The organism is Schlesneria sp., from assembly GCF_036405755.1.
Taxonomy (GTDB): domain Bacteria; phylum Planctomycetota; class Planctomycetia; order Planctomycetales; family Planctomycetaceae; genus Schlesneria; species Schlesneria sphaerica.
In genome coordinates, this window is the sequence record NZ_DASWWZ010000345.1 from 1 (window position 1) to 1,959 (window position 1,959).

At 59.7% G+C, this 1,959-nt stretch carries 2 protein-coding genes; both read right to left on the minus strand.

Annotation, left to right across the window (positions count from 1 at the left end; translation table 11 throughout):
* Nucleotides 1-621: 621 nt before the first annotated feature.
* Complete coding sequence (locus VGE80_RS11840) at nt 622-1,734, minus strand: DSD1 family PLP-dependent enzyme (protein ID WP_440592812.1); 1,113 nt, start codon at nt 1,732-1,734, stop codon at nt 622-624.
* Nucleotides 1,722-1,959, minus strand: a 238-nt coding sequence (locus VGE80_RS11845) for an aldehyde dehydrogenase family protein (RefSeq protein ID WP_440592813.1), incomplete at its 5' end; no start/stop codon positions are given. The genes VGE80_RS11840 and VGE80_RS11845, both read right to left, overlap by 13 nt.

The window sequence follows — 1,959 nt, forward strand, 5'->3', positions numbered from 1 at the left end:
CGCTCTCCTGTACGGTCGAGAGATCTCAAATGCCACTGTATGACCGTCCTCGGTCATGCAGTGCTCGACTTGTTTCAGGGATGGTCAGCCACGGCATCTTCGAAAACCGCGAAGCAGTGGCATCAAGACGAAGATGAGATCGTGACGAGACGCCGGTCTTCTTCAGATGATGGGTCTGTTGATTGTCAAAGAACAGGATCGGCTCGGTGTCGCACCGTACTTTGAACATGCGGGCAACGTGAGAGGCGGCGCCGTCCAGGATCGTCCCCGGACTGCGGGCGTCATGACGCTTGTACTCGCCCTGCCGCCCCCCGCGCGATCATTCTCGGCCGGAAAAAAACCTTGAGCAAGTTGAACAAGTTGAGCAACATCCCTGTTTTCAGGGAGAAACGATGGGTTCGAAGTTGCTCAAATTGAGCAGGTTGAACAACTTCGACTGAACCTGATCCCCGTTCATCAACGATCTCGGCGCAGGGGGACTCACGACGAGTCTTGATGTTACTCATAAGTGCGATTAAAGTCAATATCGCAAGTTGTGAGGGTGTTGTCGCGGTGTCAGCGGAGCTCCGCAGGGGCCGCGACCCCTCGCTGGGGCGTCACCCGGGCGTTACCGTCGCCTCCTCAGCGAAGTTCACCCGACGCTTCGATCTGCCAGATGTCGACGACGATGTTGTTCTCATGGACAACAAGCTCGCGATGCAGGTTGCACGTCGTGCAGGCGTGGGTCGGAATCAACTGGATGACCTCACCGATCTTCCAGTCGGGAGCGTTGTTCACAACGGTGTGCTCTTCGGCCAGAAAGAACGGGATTTCGACGTCCGGGTAATCCCGGATCTTCGGAACGCCAAACTCACAGCCCGCTCCCTTCACGCCGATATCCAGCACCGCCTTGCCGGGGGCTGGCCGACTGATGACCCGGACCAGCAGGGACATGGCAATGTCGAATTCGGGTGCGAGCCGGTGGTACTGGGCGTCCATCGTGGCATACGTTCCCGCCTGGACTTCATCCACACCCTCCAGTGCTCCGGTGGAATTGTAGGTGGCACTGGAGCAACCGCTGATGCAGCCGACGGGGATTCCCGCCCCTTCCATCAGACGGCGCGTATCGACCGCCTGCTGCATCGCCGCACGGGCGCGCGTGGTTCGCTCGGCCCGATCCAGCACGTTGACCAGATGTCCTTCATAGGCCTGGATGCCGGCTAAACGGATGCCGGGCAGATCGGTCAGGCGTCGTGCCAGTTCCAGGGCTGGTTCACCCGGAGCGACTCCACAGCGACCCATTCCGATGTCGACTTCAATGAGCAGATTGACGACAGAACCGGCAGCGGTCGCAGCACGGGAAATTGCCACGGCCTGCTCGAAGTCATCGACGGCGGCAGCGACATGGGCCTTGCGCGCCAGTTGCGCCAGCCGCGTTGTCTTGGCAGTCCCTACGATCTGATTGGCGATCAAAACATTCTCGATCCCGTGCTCGACCAGGATCTCGGCTTCGGCCAGCTTGGCGCAGGTCATCCCGATCGCCCCGGAGGCGATCTGGCGTTTGGCGAGTGTCACGCACTTGTGATTCTTGAAGTGCGGGCGCAGCTTCGCAGGCCGATCCCGGAAATAGGTGGCCATCGTCGCCAGGTTCCGATCAGAGGCGGCCCGGTCCAGCAGCAGTGTCGGTGTGTCGAGTTCCGTGACCGGCAGTCCAATTCGTGCATCTTGTCCTGAACCAGCGCCTATTCCGGCCATGGAGATTTTTCCGTTCCGAGAGAGTAAATAACGGCTTTCGACTTCATGTATTCGTGTGCAGCCTCTTCGTAACCCAGTTCCGCCCCGATCCCGCTCAGCTTGTAGCCGAAGACGGGGACATTGGGACGCAAGGCCCCGCCGCCGTTGATGGCAACACGACCTGCCTTCAGGTGACGTGCAATCCGGAGTGCTCGTGTTCCGTCCGCTGTCCAAAGATTGGCCATC